20 protein-coding genes are annotated in these 25,268 nt (G+C 62.9%); 15 read left to right on the top strand and 5 right to left on the bottom strand.

From position 1 onward, the window contains the following. Positions 1-30 precede the first annotated feature (30 nt). Positions 31-291, top strand: coding sequence for a glutaredoxin 3 (grxC, locus tag DL240_RS12270; protein ID WP_111730193.1), 261 nt, complete (start codon positions 31-33; stop codon positions 289-291). A gap of 228 nt (positions 292-519) precedes the next feature. Here grxC and DL240_RS12265 read toward each other — a convergent pair whose 3' ends face one another. After that, complete coding sequence (locus DL240_RS12265) at positions 520-1,887, bottom strand: AgmX/PglI C-terminal domain-containing protein (RefSeq protein WP_111730192.1); 1,368 nt, start codon at positions 1,885-1,887, stop codon at positions 520-522. Positions 1,888-2,249: 362 nt separating this feature from the next. Between DL240_RS12265 and DL240_RS12260 the strand changes: the two genes are divergently transcribed. From DL240_RS12260 to DL240_RS12215, 10 genes are all read left to right on the top strand, one after another. Beyond that, positions 2,250-3,230: a hypothetical protein gene (locus DL240_RS12260; RefSeq protein ID WP_146618270.1), complete on the top strand. Its 981-nt coding sequence runs from the start codon at positions 2,250-2,252 to the stop codon at positions 3,228-3,230. 15 nt (positions 3,231-3,245) lie between these two features. Then, positions 3,246-4,709: a tRNA lysidine(34) synthetase TilS gene (tilS, locus tag DL240_RS12255; protein WP_111730190.1), complete on the top strand. Its 1,464-nt coding sequence runs from the start codon at positions 3,246-3,248 to the stop codon at positions 4,707-4,709. Between the two features lie 222 nt (positions 4,710-4,931). Beyond that, positions 4,932-6,887, top strand: coding sequence for an ATP-dependent zinc metalloprotease FtsH (gene ftsH / locus DL240_RS12250; RefSeq protein ID WP_233497063.1), 1,956 nt, complete (start codon positions 4,932-4,934; stop codon positions 6,885-6,887). 16 nt (positions 6,888-6,903) lie between these two features. After that, positions 6,904-7,788 carry a dihydropteroate synthase gene (folP, locus tag DL240_RS12245; RefSeq protein ID WP_111730188.1) on the top strand — a complete coding sequence of 295 codons (885 nt, stop codon included), beginning with the start codon at positions 6,904-6,906 and terminating at the stop codon, positions 7,786-7,788. 114 nt (positions 7,789-7,902) lie between these two features. Next, positions 7,903-8,826, top strand: a complete 924-nt coding sequence (gene cdaA, locus DL240_RS12240) for a diadenylate cyclase CdaA (RefSeq protein WP_111730187.1) — start codon at positions 7,903-7,905, stop codon at positions 8,824-8,826. Continuing rightward, positions 8,823-9,770, top strand: coding sequence for a CdaR family protein (locus DL240_RS12235; RefSeq protein ID WP_111730186.1), 948 nt, complete (start codon positions 8,823-8,825; stop codon positions 9,768-9,770). The genes cdaA and DL240_RS12235 overlap by 4 nt, the downstream gene beginning before the upstream one ends. A 158-nt stretch (positions 9,771-9,928) precedes the next feature. Beyond that, entirely contained in the window at positions 9,929-11,299 is a 1,371-nt protein-coding gene (glmM, locus tag DL240_RS12230) for a phosphoglucosamine mutase (protein WP_111730185.1), read from the top strand. Between the two features lie 29 nt (positions 11,300-11,328). Beyond that, positions 11,329-12,108: a pyridoxine 5'-phosphate synthase gene (locus DL240_RS12225; RefSeq protein ID WP_111730184.1), complete on the top strand. Its 780-nt coding sequence runs from the start codon at positions 11,329-11,331 to the stop codon at positions 12,106-12,108. A 29-nt stretch (positions 12,109-12,137) separates the two neighbouring features. Beyond that, entirely contained in the window at positions 12,138-13,694 is a 1,557-nt protein-coding gene (locus DL240_RS12220; protein ID WP_111730183.1) for an NAD(P)H-hydrate dehydratase, read from the top strand. Then, positions 13,694-14,923, top strand: coding sequence for a hypothetical protein (locus DL240_RS12215; protein ID WP_111730182.1), 1,230 nt, complete (start codon positions 13,694-13,696; stop codon positions 14,921-14,923). The genes DL240_RS12220 and DL240_RS12215 overlap by 1 nt, the downstream gene beginning before the upstream one ends. Before the next feature lie 6 nt (positions 14,924-14,929). Here DL240_RS12215 and DL240_RS12210 read toward each other — a convergent pair whose 3' ends face one another. Continuing rightward, entirely contained in the window at positions 14,930-16,267 is a 1,338-nt protein-coding gene (locus DL240_RS12210) for a GspE/PulE family protein (protein ID WP_158542524.1), read from the bottom strand. A 550-nt stretch (positions 16,268-16,817) separates the two neighbouring features. On the opposite strand from DL240_RS12210, the gene DL240_RS12205 reads away from it, so the two are divergent. Beyond that, positions 16,818-17,231 (top strand): YkgJ family cysteine cluster protein, encoded by a 414-nt coding sequence (locus tag DL240_RS12205; protein WP_158542523.1) that lies wholly within the window; start codon positions 16,818-16,820, stop codon positions 17,229-17,231. A gap of 35 nt (positions 17,232-17,266) precedes the next feature. Here the strand turns inward: DL240_RS12205 and DL240_RS12200 are convergent, their stop codons facing one another. From DL240_RS12200 to DL240_RS12190, 3 genes are all read right to left on the bottom strand, one after another. Beyond that, positions 17,267-18,097, bottom strand: a complete 831-nt coding sequence (locus tag DL240_RS12200) for a hypothetical protein (protein ID WP_111730179.1) — start codon at positions 18,095-18,097, stop codon at positions 17,267-17,269. 2 nt (positions 18,098-18,099) lie between these two features. Continuing rightward, positions 18,100-18,849: an outer membrane lipoprotein periplasmic chaperone LolA gene (gene lolA / locus DL240_RS12195; RefSeq protein WP_111730178.1), complete on the bottom strand. Its 750-nt coding sequence runs from the start codon at positions 18,847-18,849 to the stop codon at positions 18,100-18,102. Positions 18,850-18,983: 134 nt separating this feature from the next. Further along, positions 18,984-20,276, bottom strand: a complete 1,293-nt coding sequence (locus tag DL240_RS12190; protein ID WP_111730177.1) for a hemolysin family protein — start codon at positions 20,274-20,276, stop codon at positions 18,984-18,986. 383 nt (positions 20,277-20,659) lie between these two features. On the opposite strand from DL240_RS12190, the gene DL240_RS12185 reads away from it, so the two are divergent. The 3 genes from DL240_RS12185 to DL240_RS12175 all read left to right on the top strand — a co-directional run bounded on the left by DL240_RS12185 (position 20,660) and on the right by DL240_RS12175 (position 25,258). Further along, positions 20,660-22,975 (top strand): LemA family protein, encoded by a 2,316-nt coding sequence (locus DL240_RS12185; RefSeq protein WP_111730176.1) that lies wholly within the window; start codon positions 20,660-20,662, stop codon positions 22,973-22,975. 194 nt (positions 22,976-23,169) lie between these two features. Further along, entirely contained in the window at positions 23,170-24,375 is a 1,206-nt protein-coding gene (locus DL240_RS12180; RefSeq protein WP_111730175.1) for an MFS transporter, read from the top strand. Positions 24,376-24,748: 373 nt separating this feature from the next. Next, on the top strand, positions 24,749-25,258 hold the full coding sequence (locus DL240_RS12175; protein ID WP_111730174.1) for a cytochrome c3 family protein: 510 nt from the start codon (positions 24,749-24,751) through the stop codon (positions 25,256-25,258). The last annotated feature ends 10 nt before the right edge of the window (positions 25,259-25,268 follow it).

The following is a 25,268-nucleotide window of genomic DNA, read 5'->3' as shown; positions in this document are numbered from 1 at the left end:
CAGCGTCTTTTCCCAACTATGGAGTCTCTTATGGCCGAAGTGATCATCTACCGCACCCAGTACTGCCCCTATTGTGACATGGCCAAGCGCCTCTTCCGCGAGATGGAAGTCCCCTTCGAAGAGATCGACATTACCCACGATCCCGAAGCCCGCGCCGAGCTCATTCAACGCACGGGAGGCAAGCGCACCGTGCCCCAGATCTTTATCAACGGCACCTCGGTCGGCGGTTTCACCGACGTTCAGGCCCTGCGGCGAAGCGGTGAACTCGACACCATGCTCGCCACACAATAAGCCTCGCGCCGCGCAGCGCCCCTTCCCGACATCCGACCCGAGGGCGAAGCTCAACACCAGCGGCTCGGAGCCCGATTCAACACCACGAAGGCCGCCTTTCAAAGAGGCGGCCTTTTTGTGTTCCACGCCTCCACAACATTCTCGACTCTACCTCCATAAAAAAAGCCGCACCCGATAAGGGTGCGGCTTTCTTGGTGTAGCGCGACGCCAGACCAGGCGCCCGCTAACTTACTCGATACCCGAGAACACGAAGGGGTAGTTGATCACGCAGATACCACCATCGGGCTTCTCAAAGCGCAGGCGATCCACCACGCGCACGATGCAGCTTTCAACCGCCGAGTTGCCCATCGTCGAGCTGGCAATGGAGGCGTTAGACGCCGAACCGTCCAGCTGCACACGCCAGGTCACCGAGATGTTACCACTGAGCGTGGGATTGGTCTGAAGCTCGCGCTCAAAGCAGTGGCGAATCGCGGGCTGACGGCGGTTCACCACCTGACGGATGTTGCCCGGGTCGCAGAAGTCACCCACGGCCGGAGCTCCAGTCGACATACGAGCTTCAACCTTACGCTCTTTCTTCTTACCAAGCGCCGCACCGGTCCCTTTACCACCACCGGTATCCACTTTACCCAGCCCACCGACGCGACCAAAACCTTCGCCACCACCGCCGCTGCCGCTGCCGCGCATACCCATGCCACCCTGGCCGCGACCAATCTGCAGCTCGCCGCCTTCACCGCTAAAGGCAACCTGCATCTTGGAGTCGAACCCTTCCGAGTTTCCAAAGAGGTTCGCCAGCGGACCGTCGCTGATGATGTTGTTGCTCAGCGCCTCGTGCACACCGATGTTTTTCACGTCGATCTGATCGACCATCGGGCCATCAACTTTGGGGATCTTGGAGTCAGGCATCTCTTCGTCCGGGTCGCCGAACTCACCCTCTTCGCCGCCGGCCTTCTTACCGGTGGTATCCTCCGAGGGAACATCGACCTCTTCCTCTTCTTCAATGGCGACGTCCACATCGTCCACCGCAAAGCGCGCGAAGCGGTCCATCACCTCAAGCTCAGTGAGTTCTGGCTCAATCGGCTGCATGAACGCGGTGATCAGGAACACCAGGTGCGCGATCGCCGCAAACACCAGTGAGAGCGAGAGCGGGCCGTCAAACATCTCTTTCGGACTGGTCCCGACAATGGCTTCGCCACGCTCCACCAGCTGGAAGAAGATATTAACGCTGCCCAGGTTGAGCACACCCCAGTCACCGAACTGAAGGTCAACCTCGTAGACCGAGGCCTGGCCTTTCTCAGTCGAGACGCTCTCGCTCTTCTTGGCCTTTCCTTCGTCGATCAACTCTTCAAGATCGAACTCTTCATCATCGAGATGCAGAGAGGACTCGATCTTGTCGGTGATCCGGATTTTATAACCCGAGTCCTGACGCTCAAACATCTTCAGCGACTCGGGCAGTCCCGGCGCGGGGACTGAGAAGATGTTTTTATCGCCTTCACCAATGGTGACTTCCGACGCGCTGTCTTTGGTGAACGTCAACTCTTGATAAATTGTCCCGTTCCAGACAAGCGCGACGCGCAGGTTATGATTTTTCGGCTTCACCAGGAGCTCCGTTCACTCGTTTTTTCACCATCCGGCCGCACACGGTGCGACGACACTCGCCGACGAGGTCGGCCCGATTTCCACGTCGCTGGCCCCGGAATCAAGGCGTGAACGCGGACAAGAGAAGATACTTTTTGAGATTTCCGGCGTCAAGCACTCGATATCTCGCGCCTGCGCTCTCGGAAGTCCTAACAAAACCTACATCATCCGACACCTTATCTACAAGGCGGCTTTGCAGTTCGACGCGCTCGAGCCCCTTTCTATCCCCAATAAAGGTTAGAATTTGCGGGTTCCCTTTGCGTCTTCTACCGTCGCTCTGGCGCCTGATACGTAAGGCCATCCTTCTTCTCCCGAGCACCTCGATGCGAACTCCTCTTATTCAACATCATTCATACGCCCTGGCCCTGCTCGTACTTGGGGCAGCGTCCCTCCTGGCATCGCCCGCTGCAGGCCAGCAAGCGCCCCCCTCCCCCGCCGCTCAAAGTGACGACATTCAGCGCTTTGAAGAAGTCCACGTGAAGCGCCTGAGCCCGCATCAACTCAGCGAGATCATGCCCGGACTCACCACGCCCCGAGCTGCAGGCACCGAGCCCGACGAGCTCCCCCGTCTGCTCAATCGCCAGGAGATGGAAGAGCTTCGCCAGGAGGCCGCCGTGCGCACAGTTCGGATCATGGCGCTCGTCATGCCTCCCAGACCCTACCGCCAGGAAGCGATGGTGTACGTCGGTCACGCCGCGTGGATAGGACAGCAGGCCGATGGTTCGCACCCTGCCCTGATCTCGAGTACCGACTGGCTCCAGAACGCCCAACAGATCTTCCTGATTGATGACGCCACCCGCCAGGCGCTGCGCGACTTCGGAGTTCCCCTTGCCGGCGACACACACCCCGGCGCCTCCCGCTCGCGGAAACGGGGCATCAGCGCACTCCTCAAGGATCGGCCAGAGTCACTTGTGGAGCTGCGCGCGACCCGCCAGGAACCCACCCTTAACCTGGCGCGACTTGAATTCGCGTCGGAGCGTCACGCCCGCGAGCACACGCCCGCCACAGGCTGGCAACTTCACGACCACCGTAGCGGCCGCGTCCCCGCGCAGATCTTTTCGTATTCTCCAGAACGCCCCGAGGTCATCGAACCCGTGATCTTCTACGATGCCGGCGGAATCGACGAGGCCTATCAGTTTTATGTCCCCAACAGCTCGATGGCGATTCTGGGAGCGCCTCTCTTCTCACATAGCGGCAAACTGATCGCGCTCAACGCCCTGCGAAACCCCGAGCGCGCTGACATGGGGCTTGCGGTACCTCCCGCCGCGCTGAACCACTTCATGAAGTCGCTCTCCGGCGACTGACCCAGCGAGACGATCATGGGCCCCACCCTTCTCCGTGAGGATCCCCTGTATAGAGGCGTGCGCCAGGCACTCCTAAAGGCAGCTCTTCCCCCCGACGCGACGCTGGTGCTGGCCTGGAGTGGCGGCCAAGACTCTACGGTCCTCCTCGATCTTTTGATGCACCTGGCTCCCGAGCTGAGCTATGGCCTCGTGGCAGCTCACATTGACCATGGCATGCGTCCGACCTCGGTCCGCGATGCGGCGTTCTGCCGCGCGCTGGCCCGCGAGCGGGGGATTGCCCTGGAAGTCATACACCTGACGCCAGGCGAACTCTCCGGCCAGGCGGCGGCTCGCCAGGCTCGATACGCCGCGTTGGCCGACCTCGCCAGCCAGCACCGCGCCGCGGCGCTACTGACCGCGCACCACGGAGACGATCTTCTGGAGAGCGCCCTGATGAACCTCCTTCGCGGCAGCGGGCTCGACGGCCTGGCCTCCCTGCGCGCCGACGCCCTCATCCCCCACCGCGGTGCAACCGGGCGTCTTCTGCGCCCCTTGCTCTTTGCCGAGTCCGCCGACCTCTCAGACTACGCCCGGCGCCACGGGCTCACCTGGGTCGAAGACCCCACGAATGCCGAAGACACCTACCTGCGAAACCGCCTGCGCCAACGCGTCACCCCGGCGCTCCGAGAGATCGCCGGCGACTTAAAACCGGCACGCCGAACCCTGCACAACCTGGAGATGGAACGTGACGCAGCTCGTCATGCCGCCGACCAACTCTACCAGCGCGCCCGCCGACCAACGCTGACCCCGGACGCTCGGGCCTTTGATGCCCACACCCTCCTGGAGGCCCCCCGGGCCACCGCCACACGGATGCTCCTGACGCTGGAGCCCGCCTGGGACGCCGCCACCCTGGAGCGCATCCTCGCGCTCCTCCCACGCGCATTCACCACAACCCCCGCTCGCCATTGCGTACGGGGCCACCTGGTGTGGGCAAGTCACGGGCGTCTGAGCATTGAGCCCTGCGCCGAACGCGGCGCGCAAGACCTTCTCCGCCGCCGCGCCCCACTCCTCCGCCTACCCACCACCGAGCGCGGACAGGTCGAGTGGCTGGGCACTCGCCTGCGCTGGAGCACACTCGCAGCCAGGCAAGTCGCTCCCGACTGCCCACAGCGCCCCTGGCGCCACCTCATCACCGAAGCAGACTGGTCCCAGGGCCTCGTCCTGCGCGCTCCTCGCCAGGGCGATCGCCTGGAGGCGCAACGCCCCGAGGGCACCACCTGGCACCGGGACGCCCGCACGATCTTTCAGAGCCACCACCTGGGCACCGATGTGCGCTGGGCCTGGCCCTGCCTGGCCCACGCCGACGATCGCCTGATCTGGATCTGCGGCCTGGCAGCCGAGCCTTTTCCTCGTCCCCACTCCCCAAACGCCCGCTGGGTGGAGGTGATCGTGGAGCCTGCGACCGCCCTGAGTGCAATTCTTCAATGGCAGCGGAAATAACCCCCTCTTTTTACCCCTTCTCCCATCAACGCCGCATGATGCATCGGCGGCCTCGCCAGCGGGCGTCCCGGCAGCTCAGACGCTGTTGAACGCCCCCATGCGAGGTGTTATAGCTTGTCGGTCCGGAAGCGGCCCTTTTGTGCCTGCTTCCGGCCTCTCGCGTGGCGCCCCCTCTCCTCCGGGGGCATGCTCGCTTTTGATTCGACTTCGACGAGGCCAAACGTGCTCAACAAAATCCCCCTTAGAGCTGCACTCATCTGGGGTATTCTCATCATCATGGTCGTGGTGGTCTTCAACGTTCTGACCGACACCACGGTCGACTCCTCCGAGATCTCATTTAGCCAGTTCCGCAACGCCGTGGAGACCGGCCAGGTCGAAGCGGTCACCATTAAAGACCTCGAGGTCCAGGGTACCTTCTCCGAAGCGTTCGCCCGCGAGAACCACGAAGGCAAAACCGAATTCAGCACGGTGGGCCCGGTCGGTGAAGACCTCCAGGACATGCTCGCTGCCCAACAGATCGAGTTCTCCTTTGATAAGGCCGATGAAGACGGCGCCTGGAAGACGATCCTGGTGACCACGATCCCACTGCTCCTGCTGGTGATGGTGCTGATCTTTTTCATGCGCCAGTTCCAGGGCGGCGGCGGTGGTCGGGCGATGACCTTCGGGAAGTCGCGTGCGCGCCTGCTCAACGAAAACCAGAACAAAGTCACGTTCAACGACATCGCCGGGATCGATGAAGCCAAAGAAGAGCTTCAGGAGATCGTCGAGTTCCTCAAAAATCCCAAAAAATATACCCGCCTGGGCGGACGCATCCCCAAGGGCGTGTTGCTGATGGGCTCTCCGGGGACCGGTAAAACCCTGCTGGCCCGTGGTGTGGCCGGTGAGGCCGGCGTCCCCTTCTTCTCCATCTCGGGTTCCGACTTCGTAGAGATGTTTGTCGGCGTGGGTGCCTCGCGGGTCCGCGACCTCTTTGAGCAAGGCAAGAAGAACGCCCCCTGCATCATCTTCATCGACGAGATCGATGCGGTCGGTCGCCATCGCGGCTCCGGTATGGGTGGTGGCCACGACGAGCGCGAGCAGACGCTGAACCAGCTTCTGGTTGAAATGGACGGCTTTGAGTCCAACGAAGGTGTCATCCTGATCGCAGCGACCAACCGTGCCGACGTGCTCGACCCGGCCCTGTTGCGCCCCGGGCGCTTTGACCGCCGCGTGATGGTCGCGCCGCCCGATGTGCGCGGTCGTGAGCAGATCCTCAAAATTCACACTCGCCGCACGCCCATTGGCAAGTCGGTCGATCTCAAAGATATCGCCCGCGGCACCCCTGGCTTCTCCGGCGCCGACCTGGAGAACCTGGTCAACGAAGCCGCCCTGCTGGCAGCGCGCGCCAGCAAAGACCGCGTCGATGCCATTGACTTCGAAGAGGCCAAGGACAAAGTCCTGATGGGTGCCGAGCGCAAGTCGATCGTGCTCACCGACGAAGAGAAGGCGATCACCGCCTATCACGAGTCCGGCCACGCCATCGTCGCGCTACGCCAGCCCAACACCGACCCGGTGCACAAGGTTACGATCATTCCACGTGGTCGCGCCCTGGGGGTCACGCAGCAGCTGCCGACCAAGGATCGCTACAACCTCAACCGCGACTACGTGCTGGAGCGCATCGCGGTGATGATGGGCGGTCGGGCCGCCGAAGAACTGATCTACAACCAGTTCACCACCGGCGCCGGCCAGGACATCAAGGTCGCCACCGATCTGGCGCGCCAGATGGTCTGTGAATGGGGCATGAGCGAGAAGATCGGCCCCCTCTTCTACGGCCAATCGCAGGAGGCCAGCCTGGCCACCTCGCGTCCCTACAGCGAAGACCTCGCCAGGGAGATCGACGCCGAGGTCCGCCGCATCGTCAAAGAGGCCTATCAGCGCGCGTACGACATGTTGATCGAGAACCGCGAGCTGCTCGAGCTGATGACCCAGGCGCTCCTGGAGTTTGAAGCCCTCGACGCCAACGAAATCCGCTACCTGGCTGAAGAAGGCAAACTCGACTGGATTCGCGAAGAACGGCAGAAGAAGGCCGCGGAGCAAGCCGAAGAGGCCGAACGCGCCCCGAAGACCGGCTTTGCCTCCAAGATCAAGGACCAGGTCCCGCCGACGGTCGGCCCCAACCTGGCGCCGTCGAACACCTGATGCACTGGAGCAATCCATGACCCTTTTGGCTCTTCCCGGGCCAAGAGCACGCGTGCCGACCCTGGAGGTCGGCACGCGTGCTCTGCCCTTTGGCAATCGCGCCTACATCATGGGCGTGGTCAACGTCACTCCCGACTCCTTTTCCGATGGCGGCGAGTTCTTTGGGCCCCGGGCAGCCATCGCCCACGGCCAGGAGTTGGCGCGCTCTGGTGCCACACTGCTGGACGTCGGCGGCGAATCCACGCGCCCGGGCGCCGCCCCCGTCTCGCTGCACGAGGAGTTGCAACGGGTGATCCCGGTCGTGGAGGGCCTGGCGCAAACCACCGAGGCCTGGATCTCGGTCGATACGACCAAGGCCGAAGTCGCCCGCCAGGCGATCAACGCCGGCGCCCACATCATCAACGACATCAGCGCTATGAGGTTCGATGCGGACATGGCCCGGGTGGTGGCCGACCACCAGGTGGGCGTGGTGCTCATGCACACCGCCGGCCGCCCGGCCAACATGCAGGACCAGATCCCGGAGGGAGACATCGTCGAGGAGGTCATCTCCCACCTGAGCCAACGTGTGGAAAGCGCCCTTGCCGCTGGCATCGCGCGGCACAGAATTATCCTGGACCCGGGCATCGGCTTTGGAAAGAGCGTCGACCAGAACTTCCGCCTTATCGCCGAGCTTGGCCGTCTGCGCACGCTGGGCTGCCCGGTGCTCCTGGGAACCAGTCGCAAGAGCCTCATCGGCGCCGTGACCGGCCGGCCGCCCTCCCAACGCCTGATGGGCACGGCGGCTACCGTGGCATGCGGAATTATGTGCGGCGCCGATATCGTTCGAGTGCACGACGTCTCGGAGATGGTGGACGTCGTCCAGGTCACCCAGGCTCTGTGTCAGATGCCCGCCGGCGACTAATACATGCGAATTTTTTTGCCCTCTGCCCCGCTCTACGACACGATGGCCCCGGCGCGGCAGGCGCCCTGATTTAGAAGACTTTTAACGTCGCCTCGGCGGCGAATTCGGCAGCGCATGGAGCCCCTTTTTGACATCTTCCGGGTGGACTCGGGCTGGCAAGCCTTCCTCACCATCCTGGACATGGCGATCGTCTTTTTCGTCATCTACCGCGTCCTCTTGCTCATCAAGGGTACGCGCGCGCTGCAGATGCTCTTCGGGCTGATCTTCATCCTGATCTTTTTCTACATCTCACAGGAAGACTACCTCAATCTGGCCACGACCCACTGGTTGATCGATATGTTTATCGCCAACCTGATCATCATCGTGGTCATCATCTTCCAGCATGATATCCGCCGCGCATTGGCCCAGGTCGGCCGGGCTCCCATCCTGGGCGGAACCCGCTCCTATGAGGAAACCTCCGTCCTGGAAGAGGTCGTCAAGGCCTGCGTGATGCTCTCCAGCCGCAAACTCGGTGCCCTCATCGCCATTGAGCGCGAGGCCGACTTAAGTCACTTCACCGAAGAGGGCATCAAGCTCGATGCGGTGGTGACCAAAGACGTCCTCTTCACCCTCTTTTTGCCCGAACATCAGAACCCCTTGCATGACGGCGCGGTCATCATCCAGAAGGGTCGCGTCTCGGCGGCCGGCTGTTTCTTGCCCCTGACGATCAACCCGCGGGTGGAGAAAACCCTGGGCACTCGCCATCGCGCCGGCATCGGGGTCACCGAAGACACCGACTCCGCGGTGGCCATCGTCAGCGAAGAGACCGGCACCATCTCGGTGGCCTACGAAGGCGAGCTTTATCGGGATCTGGATGCCAACGAGATGCGCTCACTGCTGCAAAAGATCTACCGCGCCGGATCCAGCACGCCCTCCACCCGCTCGTTAATGGCGCGTCTGAAAGCCGGCCTCCAGGACAGCGCTTCGCCTGCGCCAACGAGCACTGACCACAAAGATCACCAGAAAGAGGACTCGAAGACCGATGAGGTGTCCTCGTGAGCTCGCTGACCCTGCGCAACATCCTGCGTCGCATCTTCGTGCACAACTTCTCGATGAAGTTCATCGCCGCGGTGCTGACGCTCGCGCTCTACATCTGGGTCAGTGAGGACCGCGAGACGGTGGTCGCCAGCTTCGCCCCGGTACGCATCGTGGTGCCCGACAACCTGGTGCTGGTCTCCGACCCGCTCGACCGGGTCAAAGTAACAATCCGAGGCCGGTGGTCCGACGTCAATCGATTCGATCCCAGCCAACTCGAGCCCATCCGCCTCGATCTCACCCGCGCCGACAGTGATTCCATCGTCACCATCACCCCCAACATGGTGAGGGTGCCCCCGGGGCTGCGCGTAGTCGCGCTGGAACCAAGCTCGATGTACGTGGAATTGGAGCGCGAATCGCAACGCGTGGTGCCGATCATCCCGCAGACCACCGGCGAGCCCCAGGCCAACTACGTCGTCGAGGGCATCCGCGTGAACCCGGCCCGCGTGGCCATCCGCGGGCCTCAATCACGGCTGGAACGCATCAACTCCGTGCAGACCGAGCCGGTCGACGTCAGCAATCGCAATGAGTCCTTTGACCGCAACATCCAACTGCGCGTGGAGGACGGCCTGGTGCGCGTCGACTACGACCGCCGCATCCGGGTCAACGTCGAAATCGGCTCGGAGCTCGACACCCGCACCCTGGAAGATATCCCGGTCACCGGCGTCAATACCTCGTTGCAGGTGGACATCTCCCCGGCAACGACCTCGGTGACCGTGCGCGGCCCCCGAGCGCTGGTCAACCGCCTCAACGCCGATGTGGTACGGGCCGAGATCGACCTGAGCGACGAAGATCGCCGCCCCCCGGGCACCTTCTCCAAAGAAGTGCAGATCCAGAACCTTCCTCAAGACGTCGAACAGGTCCAGGTCTATCCCGACCGCTTCCGAGTCGTGACCTCCGAGCGCTGAGGCTTGTCCGGCCCCCAGACGTGCGCATCTTCCCCGACATTCTTGTTGCCATCCCCGCCCCGCTTTAGCGGCCTTGGCGAACGTGCTATGGAAGGGCCCTTGCGCCCCGTGGCTCGCCACACCCTCGTTTGGCACCTCACCCAGAAAGGGACCACGCCATGACTACCCGACAGCTTTTTGGAACCGACGGCATCCGAGGCGTTGCCAATCAATACCCGATGACCGCCGATCTGGCTGTTCGCCTGGGACAGGCCATCGCCCGTCACTTTAAGTGCACCGCTGGCGAGCGCCCCTTCGGCCACCGCACACGCATTGTCATCGGCAAAGACACCCGCATCTCGGGATACATGTTTGAGTCGGGTCTGGCGGCCGGCATCACCTCCATGGGGGCCGACGTCCAACTGGTCGGCCCGCTGCCGACGCCGGGCATCTCCTTTTTGACCACCGGAATGCGCGCCGATGCCGGTATTGTCATCAGCGCAAGTCACAATGCCTACCAGGACAACGGCATCAAAATCTTTGCCTCCGACGGCTTCAAACTTCCGGACCAGGTGGAACTGGCCATCGAAGATCTGGTGCTGGGCGAGGATAATCTCCAACCCAATACCGACCGTATCGGCAAAGCCTCGCGTATCGACGATGCCACCGGCCGTTACATCGTCTTTTTGAAAAACACCTTCCCCCGCGATCTCACCCTGGACGGGCTGCGTGTGGTGGTCGACTGCGCCAATGGCGCCGCCTACAAGGTCGCCCCGGCGGTGCTCCGCGAGCTGGGAGCCGAGGTCTTCACCCTGGGAGTCGATCCGGACGGCTACAACATCAACCAGGACTGCGGAAGCCTTCACCCCCACAACACTGCCCGCCGCGTGCGTGAGACCCGGGCCGATGTCGGAATCACCCTTGATGGGGATGCCGACCGCCTGATCCTGATCGACGAAAACGGCGACATTGTTGACGGTGACGGCATCCTAGCCCTCTGCGCGATTCACCTCCATGAGCAAGGCAAGCTCGCCGACAACACCCTGGTAACCACCGTCATGAGCAATGTCGGGTTGGAGGTCGCCCTGCAAAAGCGTGGCATCCGCCTGGTGCGCACGGCCGTGGGCGACCGCTACGTGGTCGAGGAGATGCGCAAAGGCGGTTACACCCTGGGCGGCGAACAAAGCGGCCATATGGTCTTCCTGGAGCACTCCACCACCGGCGATGGCATGCTCGCCGCCCTGCAGGTGCTCGCGATCATGCAACGCCACCGGACCTCGCTGAGCAAACTTGCCCGGGTCATGACGCCCTTCCCCCAGGTGCTCTTGAACCTGGAGGTCAGCGAGAAGCCCCCGCTCGAAGAGCTGGAGGCTTTTCAGAAGATGGTCCGCCAGGTGGAGAGCGAACTCGCCGGAGAAGGCCGTGTGTTGGCCCGTTACTCCGGCACCGAGTCCAAGGCCCGCATCATGGTCGAAGGCCCCGACCCCGCCCGAGTTCGCACCTATGCCGAAGAGCTTCAGAAGACCCTGCGCCAGCTCATCGGCGCCTGAAACCTCGCTCTCGTTGTAAGGAGTCCTGCATGAATCCCACTCATCGTCGCCCCCGTCTGGGCGTCAACGTTGACCACGTCGCCACCATTCGACAGGCCCGTGGCACAACCTATCCCGATCCCGTCAGCGCGGCGGCCCTGGCCGAGCTGGCCGGAGCCGACCAGATCACCATTCACCTGCGCGAAGATCGCCGCCACATCCAGGACCGCGACGTGCGGGTGATGCGCCAGACGGTGCAAACGCGCCTCAACTTGGAGATGGCGGCCACCGAAGAGATGCTTGAGATCGCGCTCGAAGTCCGCCCGGACATGATCACCCTGGTGCCGGAACGTCGGGAAGAACAGACCACCGAGGGCGGGCTCGCCGTCGCGGGCCACGAAGACACCCTGGGCCCCTACCTGGAACGGCTGCGCGCGTCGGGCGCGTACTTAAGCCTGTTTATCGATCCGGAGCAGGCACAGATCGAAGCCAGCGCGAAGCTCGGCGTCGAGATCGTGGAGCTGCACACCGGGGACTACTGTGAGGCCGCCGCCGAGTTCACCAACAAACAGGTGCCCTCGGCGTTCGATCGCAACACCGAGTGGCGCCGCCTGCGCGATGCCGCCCAACTGGCCGCGTCCCTGGGGCTGACCGTCGCTGCCGGACACGGCCTCGACACCAAGAACGTGCTCGCCGTGGCGGCGATCCCGGAGTTCGAGGAGTTTAATATCGGTCATAGCATCGTGGCGCGCGCGATTTATGTAGGATTTGAGCGCGCGGTCGCCGAGATGATCGACGCCCTGGCCGAAGGCCGTTCGCTGGCCGAGTAACCCCTCTTAACTTCCAGCAGTGAGGAGCTATGCACCTGGTCACCCCGGAGTCGATGCGGGAGATGGATCGCCGCACCGTCGAGCATGTAGGTCTTCCCTCGATTCTTTTGATGGAGCGCGCCGCACGCGGCGCGCTCTCCTCGCTGCTGGAGCACTTTAACCCCGAGCCGGGGGCCCGCATCGGGGTACTCTGCGGCATGGGCAACAATGGCGGCGACGGCGTGGCGCTGGCCACCATGCTTCATCACCGGGGATTCCACCCGATCCTGGTGCTGATGGGAACCCCGGAACGCTTTAGTCCCGAGGCGCAGAGCTACCACCGGGTCGCGGAATCCCTCATCAGCGACCGCCACCAGCTCAATGGATTGGACGCCGCCGGGGTTCGCCACGTGTTGACCTCGCTGCCTCCCTGCGCCCTCTGGTGTGATGCCCTGCTCGGCACCGGACTGGATCGGCCAGTCGAAGGGCGATTCGCCGCGGCGGTGCGCTTCTTAAACGATCAGCCTGCCCCGGTCTTCGCCCTGGATACCCCCAGCGGAATCGATGGACGCACCGGACAGGTCTTAGGCGTATGCACGCACGCCGACGCAACCGCCACCTTCGGGTTCACCAAGATCGGCCAGATCCTGGATCCCGCCCGCGAACACAGCGGCACCCTCTACCCCATCGACATTGGTATCCCCGAGAGCGTTCGCGACGAGGTCGGAGTCGATGCCTTTGCGCTCGACGACGCCTGGCTCACCGGCAAAGTACCGGCGCGACCGCCTCACGCACATAAAGGGGCGGTGGGGAAAGTCGCGCTGATCGGAGGTCGCGCGCCCACCACCGGCGCGCTCACCCTGGCGGCCCGAGGAGCACTCCTGGGCGGCGCGGGGCTTCTCTATATGGGCACCGATCTCGAAGGCGTCAGACGGGCTCAGAACTCGCCAGAACTGATGCCCCGCACCATCTTTGACGCGGAGGGCTCACTCGACGCCCGGGCGCTGGGTGAGGTGCTCGAAAAAGCCGACACCCTCGTCGTCGGCCCGGGGCTCGGTACTGATGCCGCCGCTCGCCAGATCCTGCATCACTGCCTCTCCGCGGCCCCGCGCCCCACGGTGCTCGATGCCGATGCCCTGACCTTGCTCGCGACAGACCCGGAGCTGCTTCAGGCAGCTCGCGATCTGGCCGCCCGCGCTCCGCTCGTACTCACGCCTCATCCCGGAGAGCTCGCTCGCCTGCTGAATATCAGCATCGAGGAGGCCCTGAGCGACACGGTGGGACACGCCCGCGCATTGCTGGAGGTGGTCCCCGCAGTCGTCGTGCATAAAAGCGCGGCGACGGTGGTCGCCGCGCCAGCTCATCCGCCCGGCATCAACCGGACAGGTAACGCAGGCATGGCCACCGGTGGCATGGGCGATGTACTCAGTGGCATCATCGCCGCCAGCCTCAACGATCATCTGGATGCGCCCTGGACCGCGGCGGCCATCGCGGTCTGTGTCCACGGACTGGCCGGCGATCGGGCTTGCCGCCGCCACGGTATGCGCGGAACCACCGCAAGTACACTGCTCGACGAATTAGGGGCGATCTGGCGCAGGTTTGAGTAATGAACCTCTCTCGGCCGATGCAGATCCTGGGCCTTTTGCTCGCACTGCTGCTCTTCGTCGGCTGTGAGACTCCTTCAGACCCGGTGGCCCAGGGCACCCTCTGCACCCCACCCACCGGAGATTGCCCCTCGGCGGTGAGTCTGCAGCGCATCGGCGTGGGTCGAAATGCCCTGGAGTTCGAAGTCCGAGCTCCGGCCGATGAAGACCTGGAACTCACCCTGGAAGTCAGCACTCCCGAGGACAGCGGTTTGCCCCTGCCTGAAGACCTGCCACGACGAGAGGGGCGCGTCGTTCTTGCTGAGCGCTCCTATATGCTGGGCGCCGGAGAACGACTCGTCGAACGTATCGAACCCTTTGAACTAACCGTCACCCCAACCCTCCTCATCACAGCCGAGGCCAACGCCTCGGCGCAGATCAACTACCTGCTAGTTGCCGAACCCCTGGAGTGCATCGACGACGGAGATTGCCCTCGCCGCGAGACCTGCGAACCGACCTACGGACGATGTGCAAATTGCCTGAGTGACGGAGACTGCCAGGCCTCGCAGACCTGCGATCGGCGGAGCGGGCGTTGCTTCCCCGAGACCCAGTCCGGCTGCCAGCTCGCGCCATCTCCCGGCCACGCGCCCCCGCTGTGGCCGCTGGGCCTGCTCCTCCTGGGAGCCGTCCTGCGAGCGCGCCGGGCCTCTCCTGCTCGCGCCGCCTCGCTTAGCGCGGTGATACTATTCGCCTCAACCTTTCTGGCCACATCCACGGCTCACGCGGCCCCGGGAGCCTCATTAAGCGTGGGTGCCGGAGGACGACTGATGGTTGGCTCATTTGCCGAAGGCGCGCGCCCCGGCTGGGGGCTGGCTCTCAATCAGGAGTTTCGGTGGCGACATGCCGGCATGAGCCTGCAACTTATCAGCGGCAATCACACCACACACAACGACAGTCCTCCTTTTGAAGCCCCGGCCCACAGCTACGGCGTCAGCGCGGGACCGCGCGCCTACCTCCCCCTGGGCCCCATCGAAGCGCAGGCCGGTGTAGATTACATGTGGGTAGGGCTTGCCGGCACCGGCCTCGTCCAGAATACGGGCCTGGATAGGACCTTCCACGCCCTGGGAGGCACCGCCGGCGCGCGCTTTAGCCTGGGGTCTTTTCACCTGATCGGACGGGCGACCTACCATCACCTCTTCGACGCCCCCGGCGGCCTCATCGGCCTCGACGTCATGGTGGGCATGGGGTTCTGACGCTCGCTACTTGGAGCGCTTTGCCTCTTTCTCGCGGAGTTCCTTCAGACGCGTTTTGAGCTTGCGGCGGCTAAGCACCCGTGCCTCCACCAACATCTCGGCCAGCGCCTGTAGAATCGACTTCTGATACTCGACTTCACGCTCCAGACGCATGATGTGCTTGCGCTGACGGGATACCACCTGGGCCAGCGTCGGCTCGCTTTCGGCCCCTTCCGTCTCTTGATCGTCGAGGAAACCAAAGGGCTGTCGTTCCACCGGAAAGAGCCCGGATTCCCCGCTATCAAAGCCCGGCGCCGAACTTACCCCGGGATCAGACGACGGCGCCCCAATACCCGACCGACTGTAGTTCGAACCGGTGCGCACTCGACGCTCAAATCCAGAGTGCCCCAGACGGCTGGAACTCGACTGCTCTCGGGGCTCAGGAGACGCCTGCCCCGCGTCGAGCTGCGCGTCAAAGTCGCTAAGCACTCCCGTCATATCACCGAAGTCGCGCTCTGCCAGAGTTTGCACCTGCGGTGAGTGACGCCCTGCAGCAGGCAACGAGGGCTCCGAGGTCCGGCTTCTGCTCTTAGGCGCCCCGCCTCCCAATTGATGCTCATTCAACGCATCGGTGAACGCGTCCTCGAACCCATCGAAGAAATCGTCACTCGTCTGAATCCCCGGGGTGGTACGCTTGGTAAGGTTGGCCTGGGGCGCGGTGTCACGAGCGTTTTTCAACAAGTCCAGAAAGGGGTTATCTTCGACCGATGCAACGTCCACCTGACGCGTCGGACCGCTGTCATCAAGGTGCACCACACGCGTGGCCTGATCGTACTGCTCACCAGGCATATGACGAGCCGGACGTGCGCTGCGAGACATCGCAACCATTGAGGGTTGCGCCGGCGCTGCCACCGTCTTATCGGCTGCATGCTCGTGGTTGTAATGTCGAAAGACCTCGCGCTCAATCGTGGAACGCGGCGCTATCACCAGGGATGGCGAGATACCGGTAGCTTCTCGCACCTCCTGAATGATCGGTCGGGCGCGATCCAGGTCAAAGATCGCCAACTGCACCTTCCCGGCCCCTTTGTCGTAGACCACCGCAAGCACGCCGTAGGTCTCCGAACGCTCCAGATCAAGCAGCGCCAGCGCCTCGGCCTGCGCGTGAATCGAGGGCATTTCATGAACCGAGAGGCCGAAATGTTCGGCCATTGCGCGGGCGAGTACACGCTCATCGACTCCAGCACGCGTGAGCAGCTCTTCGACCACCGAGCCCTTCGACATAGAGGCACGCAGCATGCAGCGTTGGATGTCCTGTCGGCTGACCACTGCTCGCGCAACCAGGTGGTCGACAAGTTGGCGTTCCATGGGCATTGGCCCCTATTCTAGTGCTGGCAAAAGTGAATTTCTGTAGCGAGCTAAGCCCGGCCAATCTAATACGCCGCGGGAGGCGAAGCAAAGCCTTTTACATTCCGGCCTGCCAGGCTCGCGCTTAAAACGCCCTATCTGCGTGCATCGGGTACGTTGCTGGCCCCCACCTGAGCGCCATCCTAAGCGATGCGCTGCCTCATAAAAGGGCGTCGCCTCAAAATATCGCCCATTCTCCCTTCACGTGAATCATCGAGGTGCGTCTACGGAGTTGACTTCCTGGTCGCCCCTCCCTCCTGGCGCATACGTTGCGCACGCCCCTTGGCCGTCGGCAACCGAACCTGGAGTCATGGTCGCGCTGGCGAACCTCGGCACACGTCCTTCGTGCACCAGCCGGCTGCCCGCCACCTCCCCCGGAAAGCTCCTTGTCCGTCGCCGGCGGTGGTCTTCCACGTGGCGAAGAGCGCTTGACGCTCCCCCTCGCCCCCAGCGATCGTCACCACGCGCACCGCCTCACTACGCGCGCCCCTCCTTTCATGCAGGCTCTCTCATGACCACCGAACTCCGCTTTGAATGCACCCGCTGCCAGCGCTGCTGTGCGCGCCCCGGCGAAGTCTTCTTCAGCGCCCCGGAGGCCTTTCTGGCTGCCGCCTTCCTCGAAATCCCCCTACTCGAACTCATTGACACCTACATGCACCGGCACAACGAAGGCTGGCGTATCGATGTGCAAAGCGATGCCCCCTGCCCTTTTCTGACCTCGCAGGGCTGTGCGATCCACCCGGTGAAACCCTCCCAGTGCCGCACCTACCCCTTCTGGCCCGAAATCATCGGCGAGGCCGGAGCCTGGGACGCCGAGGCAGAACATTGCCCGGGCATTGGCCAGGGACCGCTCTACGATGCCGATCGCATTGCCGCGATCACCGAGGGCGAGGACGATACCCTGGAGAACCTCCCGCAATCGTAGCCCCCTCACGTAATGTAGCCTGGGATCGACTCGATTCAGCCCAGCGCCCGGGCAAAACGTGAGACCGCACCAAGGAGCAGGCCCCGGGCATCCGCCAGTTCGGGCTGGGAGAGCGTGCGCGTTCCCAGGCCGATCAAGAGTGTATCCACCGGTTGCCGGAGCCCTTCACCGGCGGGATGAGCACGACGGTGAGTCTCCAGCCCTTCCCCCGGCACCACCGAGCCGAAGATGCCGTCCGCTGCGCGGTAAGGCCAGGAGCGCACCAGTGAGAAGAACTCGGCGGCCGCTGCTACCACAGCCGGGTCGCTCAACTCCCGCGCCTGCGGGTAGGCCCCGCGCTCGGTCGCCGCGAGCTCAAAAAACGTGCGGATCAACCGCGGGTTCGTGATGACCAACCCGTAGAGGTAGGAGTCGGGCACGGCCGCCAGCACGAGGTTCACCTCCTCGCGTTTGAGCACCGCGTGCGCCGCACATAAATAATCTTCGCAGGTGTGGCGATCATACACGCCGCAATCGCGGCCATCGACGCCATCATTCTGCAGCGGATGCACCAGGCAACCGACCCTCCCCCTGGTATCCAGGCCGTCGAGCAGCCCCAGAAAGGGACAACTCGCCAGTTCACCGAGCAACTTCACCTCGGGCGGGTCCTCCCACTTCTGGCGGAATGCCCGCAACGAGGCGGCATCGTCAATCGAGGCCTCCCGCCGGAAGGCCTCGGTACGATGACGCAGCCGTGCCATCAACTCCGGCTCCGCCGTCTGGCGATGGTTGTACATCCCACAGCACGCCCCGCAGCTCTTCTGGCCGTCGGGATGGCAGAGCGCGCGCCGGCTCCGGTCTTGCTCGCTCAAGCTGGCGGTGCTCATTTTTACTCACACTCCTGCTGAGCGTTGAGCAGACGCGCACCCTGGGGAGCTTCAAACTCAAACCCGGAATCGGGCAAGTTTCGGTTCACCCGGGTGTTCTGAAACACGATCTCGTTGGTGTTCCCATAAGGATCGTAGACCGTGGTGCGCGTCACTTGAAAGGTCTGAGGATCGACCCGGAAACGCAGCTCCCGATAATGCGGGGTGGGTTCTCGCGGCGTGAGCTTAAGCTCAGGAGCCTGAGCCGTGGAGCGCTCGCTGAGTTCCGCGGTGAACTCCTCCAAAAGATCGCCTTGCCCCATCAAAAAACGCAGGCTGGTGGGAAGCTGACTATCGGCCAGGCACTGCTTGAAGACCTGCTGGAACTCGAATTCATAGATCCAGAACGCCGCGCCATCGCTCACCAGCACGCGTTCGCGCCGGGTGGCGTCGGTGGCGCTGTAGTAGTCCCAACGCATCTTCCCGGGCTTCTTAAAGTAGACGCGTCCGCGCGAGCGCTTGCTCTCCCCGGCGGCGATGTCGGTATAGGTCTGGGCAAACGCAGCCTGGAAGTCCCCGGTCTCCTGATAGAAGCGCTGCACGCGGCGAGCCACGTCCTCGGCGCTCATGTTCGCCGGCGCTTGCGCCTCAGCCGTCGCGGCGGGATCCTGGGCCTGCGACTCCATCGGGGCTCCCAGCACCGCGACTCCTCCCAGGGCCAGCATTGCCAGAGCCCGGCGAATGGAAGTCACCTTCGTTCGTCTACTCACCATGTCTTCTCTCAATTCAGTAGTGGCGCGTCATCGACCGCCCCGAAACCCGGGGCTCGCTCGTGTATAAGACGCGGGCCGGCGGGGATTATTCGCACGCATTCTCGACTCGCCAGCCCGTGATACGGGCTTCCCTCTCAGGAAACCAACTCCTGCGGATCGCTCTCTTCGGCGGGCCGACGCTCGATCTCCACGCTGATCACGCGTTTGGCGTCGGCGTCAATAACGCGAAATACCAGATCGTTCCACACGATCTCATCGCCCGGCTCCGGAACACTCCCCGATTGCGAGAGCAAGAACCCTCCCAACGACTCGTAGTCCGGGTGTTCCGGAAGATCGATGTCGTAATACTCCTCGAGTTCGTAGATCGGCACCCGGGCGTCGGCCATCACCCGCACGTCATCGACCGCAATGATCTGAGCCGGCTCCGCGTCATATTCATCCTGAATATCACCAAAGAACTCTTCGATAATATCTTCCAGGGTGATGAGCCCCGCAGTACCCCCGAACTCATCGACGACCACCGCCATATGGATCCGGTTGATCTGAAACTCGGTCAGGAGGTCAGCGATCCGCTTGGTCGCCGGCACAAAATAGGTGCGCCGCAGTAAGCGGCTGAGCTCAAACTCCTGGCCGGAGGCCATCAGCTGAATGACGTCTTTGGCGTAAAAGAGCCCGACAATATCGTCGATCGTCTCCCGGTAGACCGGAATTCGACTGTGCCCGCACTCCATCAGCACTTCGAGCACCCGTTCCAGAGTGGTGTCCTCGGGAATCGCCACCATATCGGTCCGCGGCACCATGATCTCGCGCACCACCGTATCGGGAAACTCAAAGACCGAACGCAAAAGACGCTCCCGATCCTCGGTGAGCTGTCCTTCACGTGAACCGACGTCGATCATGTACTGGATCTCGTCGCTGGTGGCGTAGGGCTGCTTCTCGTCCACGCTCCCGCCAACCAGTCGCATCACGCCGGCGGCAAGTTTGTTGAAAAAAAACGTGACCGGCGCGAAGAGCATCACCGGCAGACGCATGGGCCACATGACCAGGCGCGCCACCTGCTGATTGCGAACTTTGGCGAGCGTCTTGGGCGTGATCTCACCAAAGGTCAGCAGCAAAAAGGTCGTCGCTCCAACCGCTACCGGGATTGCCCACTGCGAGGCCGAAGTCCCCCCGAGCACCCGTGCCGCCAGATCGGTCGCCAGCGCCGATGCTGTGATATTGAAGATGTTATTGCCGATGAGGATCGAGGTCAGAACGACCAGAGGCTTCTCGCGCCACAGACGCAACGAGTTGATCCCATCTTCTTCGATAAGCCGCTCGGTCTGGCCCTCGCTCAAGGAGGTTAGAGCCGTCTCCGAACCGGAAAAGTAGGCGGAGCAGATCAGACAGACAAAAATCCCGATGGCTTCCGCTATGACAACGTCCAACGCCGTCGACCTGGGTTAAGGTAATCCATGCGGGCCCGGCCCCTTTTAATCAGGGGGCTGTTCCCTTCCCTGTGCGCCGCGGCGCCGCTCACCACCGAAGGTGCTACGCGGACATCGGAGGCGAATGGGATAAAGGTATAAACACTCCGTCTCCCCTACTATTTCAGACCTTTCGAGCGATGTCGATGCTCACGAGCACGCCGCGCGCCCATCCCTGTGGAAATACGTACCACCAGGGGGCCACGGACTTCGGCTACTCATCGTCGGGCATCTACGATACATCCTCCCCACGTTGTGCATTGCCTGCTGGTTTACTCAGGCCGTAGCCCCCACCGGCCCGCGCTCGGGATTTCCCGTATCGGAGCCCTGTTTCGGAGGTTCCCGTGCGCTTGCTCAAGTGTATCGCGTCCCTTGTTCTTGCCCTCATCGGCCTCTACCTGCTCAATTTGAGCTTCGCTCAACTTCAAGACGCCCGGCGCATCAGCCGTATGCCACTGAGCAAGGTTCAGGGCGCTCTCCCCGGCGAGGTCTACCTGCGTGGCCAGGTCCACCAGCTTGAGGGGACGACCCTGCTGCGGAGCACCGATACCGACACGCCCTCGGTCTACTACCACTACGAGATCGAACGCGAGGAAACCGACAGCGACGGCGACACCCGCTGGGTTACGATCCACAGCGAGCAACGCTTCATTGATTTTGTGCTCCAGGATGACACCGGCCCGATTCGCGTGCATCCGCACGACGGTGCCCCCTTTAGCCTCCCCGTCTCATCGATGCGTACCGCCGGCGATAAGCGCTACACCGAGCGGCGCCTGGAACCGGGACACTCCGTGCTGGTGATGGGCATGGCCGGCTATGCCGACGAGGCCCGACTGAGTGTCGGATTCGCCTCTCCCGGAAGCTACGTGCCCATCATCGCCAGAGCAGATCAGAGCAGCGAGACCCACCGGCGCGCGAATCTCGCCGTCGTTAGCAATGGTTTCGGCCTGGTGCTCTTGATGATTTCGGCCTTTCTCTTCCTCGGCCTGTTCCGCGCCCATAACACCACGCTTTTCCTGATCACGCTCTCAGCCGGCGCCTCCATCATCCTGATCGTTATGGGCCTGCAGCTGGCCCAACGCGACGTCGAGGAGTGGCACGACCGCCTAACACGCCTGGATGCGGCCATGTCCACGGAACTCTCATCCCTGGGGGCGCTACCAGCCGATGGCGACTGGCGAAATGACCCGCTGCAACTCGGCGCCCTGGCAAATAACTACGACCGTCAGCGGGCACGGCGCATTCGTGTGGCGGCGACCCAGGTGATCGAATCAGCCCGCGCTGATCTGACGCGTTTCCCCGAACTCGTGTTTGCCTCCCGGGTACCTGAAGCCCTGCTCGAAGGGCCGGAACTCAGCAAGGAGGAGGACGCACTGCGTGCACCAATTGAGTCTCCGTCCTCTGCCCCCGGAATGTTCGGATGGATCGTGTTCGCGATCTGCTCCGTCGCCATCTTTTTCTTCACGCGCAGCGGCCTACGCTCGGTGAAACTCAAACGCATGATGGAACACATGCCCACCACCAGCGCTCGCGGCGCGACCTACGGACTCAACGAGCTCCACGGTCAGGTAACGCTCGGCGACGAGCAGCAACCCCTTAACTCCCCGCTCTCTGACAAGCGATGCGTGTATTATCATTATAAGGTGACTAAAAAGTCAGGCGACAGAACCACAACCATCACCGATGAAACCCACCACATCCCCTTCTGGCTCGACGACGGGAACGCAGCGATACGCGTCACCCCCGAGCAGGCAACCTTTTATACCCGCCACCACAAGTCGAAGACCGCCGGCTCCAAAACGTACTCCGAGAGCGCCATCCTCCTCGGCGAGCCTCTCTACGTGCTGGGAGGCGCCGGCATGCGCGATGATAACCACGCATGCCTGGAGATCGGCGCGCAGGACGATTTGCCCTTTGTGCTCTCGGCGCTGCCCGAGCGAGAACTCCACTATCGTATCGGCCGCCAAGGCAACCTGAAACTCGGGGTGGGCATCACCCTGGCGGCGGCCCTGGGGATGTACACGTTTACCGCCTTTGGGACCTTTGGCGCGGGAGACTACTTCTACGCAACGGCAACCAGCCTGGCGTACACCACGGTCTGCTTCATCGCGCTGATGTTCAACGACCTGGTCTTCGTCCGTCAGCGCGTGCGACGTGCCTATGCCAACATCGAAGTGGCGCTCAAAAAACGCTTCGACCTTATTCAGGCTCTCCTCCCGGCAGTGAAGGCCTACGTTGCTCACGAGCACGAAACACTCCAGATGATCGCGGCCCTGCGCACCCACGCCCCGGCATCGGCGCCCTCTGAGATCACCCTGCGCCAGACCAATCAGGATGTGGCCGAAAGCAACGCCGCCAGCACCCGACTCTTCGCCCTCCGCGAGGCCCACCCCCACCTGCAGGCCGACGCACATATCACTCGCCTGCTGGATACGCTGACCGACGTGGAGGACGAACTTGCGCTTATGCGCTCGGGCTACAACGACGCGGTCGAGCACTACAACACACGTATCGCTACGCTGCCCGAGTTCTTCATCTCCCGCACGTTCGGATTTGAACCGATGCTCCTCCTCGATGAGACCATCGCCCGCGTATCCGACGCGCCGGACATCGGAATCCTCTGGGAGGCCCCCAGCCGGCAGACCTCCCCCACGCATTGAACCTCCTGAGCACCTCTATCCCGCCGAAGGGTGCGACAACCTGCCACGGCGCCCATGTGGAATGCCTCTGCAAAAGGGCGACGTTGGCGTGTTGCGATCCGGGAGGCTCCGTGCCACAAGAGGCCCGGCCCCGGCCCATTCTCATTTTTTAGCGCGTCCGCCGCGCTCTCCCCGCCTCTAAGAGCCCCCTCCAGATGACCCCGCGAAGCCCCATACGCCGCCTCTTTCCGATCCTGCTGCTCAACATCACGGGCTTCGCCATCGCGATCCCGGTGTTACCCGCCCTGGCCGAAGCCCTGGGCGGAACGGCAGTCGATGTAGGTTTGCTCTACGCGACCCAATCGCTGGGGCAATTTCTGATGGCTCCGGTCTGGGGACGACTCTCCGATCGTCTGGGTCGCAAGCCCGTCCTGATGGCGACCTTTGCCGCCGCGGCGCTGCTTGAACTCTTGACCGCGCTCACCCAGAGCCTTCCCCTTCTCTACGTAGCGCGCTTTGTTGCCGGACTCTGCGCCGGCAACGTTGCCACCGCCAGCGCATTGATCGCCGACAGCACCGACGCCCGTGGGCGCAGCCGTGGCATGGCGGTGATCGGGATCAGCTTCGGACTCGGCTTTACTCTGGGCCCGGCACTCGGTGCGATCGCCGGCACATTCGCTCAACCCGGTGCCGGCCTCCTGGGCGCGGGGCTCCCCTTCGCCGCCAGCGCTGTCTTGAGCCTGATCACCTTTGTCCTTGCCGCATTTGTACTGGTGGAACCTCCCGCCAACGAAGAGACGCGCCGTGCCAACCGCGTCCGTTACCGACCGGCACGGGTCAGCGAACACCTCAAAAGTCCGCCGATTCTGGCGCTCTGCGCGCTCTTTTTTGTCTACACCGTCGCCCTGGCGGTGCTTGAAGGCACCTTTTTTCTCTATATGTCGGCAACCTACGGGTATGACATCGTCGAAGTCGGATTCATCTTCGCCGGCATGGGCATCGCCATGGCGATCTTCCAGGGCGGCGTCGGCCCGATCTCCCGTCGACTTGGTGACCGACGCATGACCGGCCTGGGGCTCGCAGCGCTGGCGCTCGGACTGGCGATCGCACCACTCTACCCCTCGCTGATCTACCTCTTTGCCACCCTGGGGATCGCCACGATAGGACGCGCGCTCGTGCACCCGGGGATCCTCGCCCTGACATCGCGCCAGGCAGAAGCGCAGCAGAACACCGGTCAGATCATGGGCATCCTGCAATCCTCGGCGAGCCTGGGACGTATCGCCGGCCCTGCCGCCGGCGGCGTGCTTTTTGCTGCGCTGAGCCCGGCGGCACCCTTTGTGCTCTCGGGCATCCTGCTGGCCGCCTCCGGGCTTGCCTGGTGGGTCCTCTGGCCTCGAATCAATCGGACTGCCAATGCCTGATGCGTCAAAATGCCACACTCGATCCCCCCACCCTAAACTGGTCGGGATACCCCGGCGCTGATACCTTCAGCCGGTGTGATTTCGGTGCTCGCAAACCACTGCCTTATCAACACCTTGGCGCGATACAGCGGTAACCTTGCGATATCACTGGAATATTTCACACCGCTTCAACACAGCACGCTCAAAACTGCGTTTCACCGCGAAAAATCAAGGCAAAACGCGATCTTAGTTGCTGCTATAAACCTGTTGACAAGGCCGCCAACCGCGTGTGAATAAAGGCCTCGTTTCCGCAGGGCGAAGTGCTCTCAATGAATCTGGCGCCCGGCGCCTGCTCGACGAAGTTATCCCATCGGTTCACGGAGTCGTTGGACGTATGAATGCACGTTATCTGACCATTACCGGCATCCTTATGCTGGCCGCAGCGATCGGGTTCTCAGCCTGCTTTAATCCCCGGCAAGGTTACGCCCCCGAACAGCCCATCGCCTTTAGCCACCAGCTTCATGCAGGGATCAACGAGATCCCCTGTGGCTACTGTCACGTTAACCCCGGCGAGGGCCCTGTTTCCGGCGTTCCCTCGGTCAACACCTGCATGAACTGTCACTCGCAGGTCAAAACCGACAGCCCTGAGATTCAGAAGATCCACAAGAGCTGGCGCGACGGCACCCCGATCAAATGGGTCAAGGTGCACGATCTTCCCGATCACGTGCAGTTCAGCCATACGCCCCACCTCAACCGCGGCATGGATTGCTCCGAATGTCACGGTGCGGTGAACCGCATGGATGTGGTCGAGGTGACCAACCCCTTCAACATGGGTTGGTGTGTGGATTGCCACCGGCAGCCCCAGCACAACGCCCCGATCGACTGTGTGACCTGTCACTACTGAGCGACGCGCC

Source organism: Lujinxingia litoralis, assembly GCF_003260125.1.
GTDB classification, from domain to species: Bacteria; Myxococcota_A; Bradymonadia; order Bradymonadales; family Bradymonadaceae; genus Lujinxingia; species Lujinxingia litoralis.
The sequence above is the reverse complement of the archived record's forward strand: the minus strand, read 5'-3'. Positions and strand labels throughout refer to the sequence as shown.

Bases quoted from the DNA above. Each gene is read 5' to 3' on its own strand.
- grxC (WP_111730193.1), top strand. From the start codon at position 31: ATGGCCGAAGTGATCATCTACCGCACCCAGTACTGCCCCTATTGTGAC.
- DL240_RS12260 (WP_146618270.1), top strand. From the start codon at position 2,250: ATGCGAACTCCTCTTATTCAACATCATTCATACGCCCTGGCCCTGCTC.
- tilS (WP_111730190.1), top strand. From the start codon at position 3,246: ATGGGCCCCACCCTTCTCCGTGAGGATCCCCTGTATAGAGGCGTGCGC.
- folP (WP_111730188.1), top strand. From the start codon at position 6,904: ATGACCCTTTTGGCTCTTCCCGGGCCAAGAGCACGCGTGCCGACCCTG.
- cdaA (WP_111730187.1), top strand. From the start codon at position 7,903: ATGGAGCCCCTTTTTGACATCTTCCGGGTGGACTCGGGCTGGCAAGCC.
- glmM (WP_111730185.1), top strand. From the start codon at position 9,929: ATGACTACCCGACAGCTTTTTGGAACCGACGGCATCCGAGGCGTTGCC.
- DL240_RS12225 (WP_111730184.1), top strand. From the start codon at position 11,329: ATGAATCCCACTCATCGTCGCCCCCGTCTGGGCGTCAACGTTGACCAC.
- DL240_RS12220 (WP_111730183.1), top strand. From the start codon at position 12,138: ATGCACCTGGTCACCCCGGAGTCGATGCGGGAGATGGATCGCCGCACC.
- DL240_RS12215 (WP_111730182.1), top strand. From the start codon at position 13,694: ATGAACCTCTCTCGGCCGATGCAGATCCTGGGCCTTTTGCTCGCACTG.
- DL240_RS12210 (WP_158542524.1), bottom strand. From the start codon at position 16,267: ATGGAACGCCAACTTGTCGACCACCTGGTTGCGCGAGCAGTGGTCAGC.
- DL240_RS12205 (WP_158542523.1), top strand. From the start codon at position 16,818: ATGACCACCGAACTCCGCTTTGAATGCACCCGCTGCCAGCGCTGCTGT.
- DL240_RS12200 (WP_111730179.1), bottom strand. From the start codon at position 18,097: ATGAGCACCGCCAGCTTGAGCGAGCAAGACCGGAGCCGGCGCGCGCTC.
- lolA (WP_111730178.1), bottom strand. From the start codon at position 18,849: ATGGTGAGTAGACGAACGAAGGTGACTTCCATTCGCCGGGCTCTGGCA.
- DL240_RS12180 (WP_111730175.1), top strand. From the start codon at position 23,170: ATGACCCCGCGAAGCCCCATACGCCGCCTCTTTCCGATCCTGCTGCTC.
- DL240_RS12175 (WP_111730174.1), top strand. From the start codon at position 24,749: ATGAATGCACGTTATCTGACCATTACCGGCATCCTTATGCTGGCCGCA.